Origin of the sequence: Promicromonospora sp. NPDC059942, from assembly GCF_042731755.1 — a bacterium.
Lineage (GTDB): Bacteria > Actinomycetota > Actinomycetes > Actinomycetales > Cellulomonadaceae > Promicromonospora.
In genome coordinates, this window is record NZ_JBHWLR010000049.1 from 1,788 (window position 1) to 5,200 (window position 3,413).

Sequence of the window (3,413 nt, forward strand, 5' to 3'; positions counted from 1 at the left end):
CGGTGTTGGTGGTTGCGGTTTGCCTGGTGGGTTCGTCCGTTGCTTGAGAACTGCATAGTGGACGCGAGCATCTTTGAATTTTTCCAAGACTGCTCCATGGTGATGACTGGTCGGCGGGGTTTTGCTTCGTCGGGTTGGTTGTCTCGGGAGTATGTTGTCTTGGTTTCTGTGATTGTAGTGTTGCTGAAGTTTTTAAGGGCACATTGGTGGATGCCTTGGCACTAGGAGCCGAAGAAGGACGTTGTAGCCTGCGATAATCCTCGGGGAGTTGGCAGACAAGCTGTGATCCGAGGGTCTCCGAATGGGGGAACCCAGCCGAAGTCATGTTCGGTTACCCGCGCCTGAATGTATAGGGCGTGTGGAGGGAACGTCGGGAAGTGAAACATCTCAGTACCGACAGGAAGAGATATTCCGTGAGTAGTGGCGAGCGAAAGCGGATGAGGCCAAACCGTATGCGTGTCAAGCTGTCAGGCGTTGCGTGTGCGGGGTTGTGGGACCTTCTGACCAGATCTGACAGTCTGGTAGCCAGTAAGAAAGTCGTGTCATAGTCGAACCGGGTTGAATACCGGACCGTAGTGGGTGGGAGTCCCGTAGACGAAATGGTGCGGCCTGGTGGAGGGGATCCCAAGTAGCACGGGGCCCGTGAAATCTCGTGTGAATCTGGCAAGACCACTTGCTAAGCCTAAATACTACCTAGTGACCGATAGCGGACAAGTACCGTGAGGGAAAGGTGAAAAGTACCCCGGGAGGGGAGTGAAATAGTACCTGAAACCGTGTGCCTACAATCCGTCGGAGCCTCCTTGGTAGGGGTGACGGCGTGCCTTTTGAAGAATGAGCCTGCGAGTTAGTGCTCGGTGGCGAGGTTAACCCGTGTGGGGTATCCGTAGCGAAAGCGAGTCCGAATAGGGCGATTCAGTCGCCGGGTCTAGACCCGAAGCGAAGTGATCTAGCCATGGGCAGGTTGAAGCGCCGGTAAGACGGCGTGGAGGACCGAACCCACCAGGGTTGAAAACCTGGGGGATGACCTGTGGTTAGGGGTGAAAGGCCAATCAAACTTCGTGATAGCTGGTTCTCCCCGAAATGCATTTAGGTGCAGCGTCGCGTGTTTCTTGCCGGAGGTAGAGCTACTGGATGGCTAATGGGCCTCACCAGGTTACTGACGTCAGCCAAACTCCGAATGCCGGTAAGTGCAAGCGCGGCAGTGAGACTGCGGGGGATAAGCTCCGTGGTCGAGAGGGAAACAGCCCAGATCACCGGCTAAGGCCCCTAAGCGTGTGCTCAGTGGGAAAGGATGTGGAGTTGCACAGACAACCAGGAGGTTGGCTTAGAAGCAGCCACCCTTGAAAGAGTGCGTAATAGCTCACTGGTCAAGTGATTCCGCGCCGACAATGTAGCGGGGCTCAAGCACACCGCCGAAGCCGTGGCACTCACATTGCGTTTGATCGCAAGCCCAGCACCAGACTTGTTCTGTGTGTTCAGGTGTGTGGGTGGGTAGGGGAGCGTCGTGTGGGCAGTGAAGTCGCAGGGTGACCTAGCGGTGGAGCCTACACGAGTGAGAATGCAGGCATGAGTAGCGAATGACGGGTGTGAATCCCGTCCGCCGAATGACCAAGGGTTCCAGGGCCAGGTTCATCCGCCCTGGGTAAGTCGGGACCTAAGGCGAGGCCGACAGGCGTAGTCGATGGACAAGGAGTTGATATTCTCCTACCGGCGAAGTACCGCCCATACCGAGCCCGGTGATACTAACCACCCCAAGCCACCGCCGAGACCTTCGGGTCTCACTGGTGGGGAGGCGTGGGACCTGATCCGGTAGTAGGTAAGCGTGTTAACAGGGGTGACGCAGGAAGGTAGCCAGGCGTGGCGATGGTTGTCCACGTCCAAGGTTGTAGCCCGACACCTAGGCAAATCCGGGTGTCATATAAGGGTGAGAGCTGATAGTGACCGTGTATGCGGGAATCTGGTGATCCTATGCTGCCTAGAAAAGCCTCGACGCGAGGGACTAGCCGCCCGTACCCTAAACCGACTCAGGTGGTCAGGTAGAGAATACTAAGGCGATCGAGTGAATCGTGGTTAAGGAACTCGGCAAAATGCCCCCGTAACTTCGGGAGAAGGGGGGCCTGAACCGTTAACCCACTTGCTGGGGGACGCGGGGAGGGCCGCAGAGACCAGGGAGAAGCGACTGTTTACTAAAAACACAGGTCCGTGCGAAGTCGCAAGACGATGTATACGGACTGACGCCTGCCCGGTGCTGGAAGGTTAAGAGGACGGGTTAGCTTCGGCGAAGCCCAGAATTTAAGCCCCAGTAAACGGCGGTGGTAACTATAACCATCCTAAGGTAGCGAAATTCCTTGTCGGGTAAGTTCCGACCTGCACGAATGGCGTAACGACTTCTCCGCTGTCTCAACCGCGAACTCGGCGAAATTGCACTACGAGTAAAGATGCTCGTTACGCGCAGCAGGACGGAAAGACCCCGGGACCTTTACTATAGCTTGGTATTGGTGTTCGGTGCGGTTTGTGTAGGATAGGTGGGAGACTGTGAAGCTCGGGCGCCAGCTCGGGTGGAGTCATTGTTGAAATACCACTCTGATCGCTTCGGATGTCTAACCTCGGTCCGTAATCCGGATCAGGGACAGTGCCTGGTGGGTAGTTTAACTGGGGCGGTTGCCTCCTAAAATGTAACGGAGGCGCTCAAAGGTTCCCTCAGCCTGGTTGGTAATCAGGTGTCGAGTGCAAGTGCACAAGGGAGCTTGACTGTGAGACCGACAGGTCGAGCAGGGACGAAAGTCGGAACTAGTGATCCGGCGGTGGCTTGTGGAAGCGCCGTCGCTCAACGGATAAAAGGTACCCCGGGGATAACAGGCTGATCTTGCCCAAGAGTCCATATCGACGGCATGGTTTGGCACCTCGATGTCGGCTCGTCGCATCCTGGGGCTGGAGTAGGTCCCAAGGGTTGGGCTGTTCGCCCATTAAAGCGGTACGCGAGCTGGGTTTAGAACGTCGTGAGACAGTTCGGTCCCTATCCGCTGCGCGCGTAGGAAACTTGAGAAGGGCTGTCCCTAGTACGAGAGGACCGGGACGGACGAACCTCTGGTGTGCCAGTTGTTCCGCCAGGAGCATGGCTGGTTGGCTACGTTCGGAAGGGATAACCGCTGAAAGCATCTAAGCGGGAAGCCTGCTTCGAGATGAGGTTTCCATACACCTTGTGTGTGAGAGGCACCCAGCAGACCACTGGGTTGATAGGCCGGATGTGGAAGCAGGGACTGAAGACCTGTGGAGCTGACCGGTACTAACCTGCCGATAACTTCACAACCACACTCACACGAGCTAAAAATCAAGTTCAAAGCGTGTCGCGTCCACTATGCGGTTCCCGAGTCACGGGCACCAACCCCTTCCAACACCACTGGCTTCATCGC

General features: G+C 56.4%; 1 rRNA gene. It reads left to right on the forward strand.

Annotated features, from left to right (window positions below):
• The first annotated feature begins 181 nt into the window (after positions 1–181).
• Positions 182–3,310, forward strand: a 23S ribosomal RNA gene (locus ACFV9Q_RS29175).
• Positions 3,311–3,413: the final 103 nt, after the last annotated feature.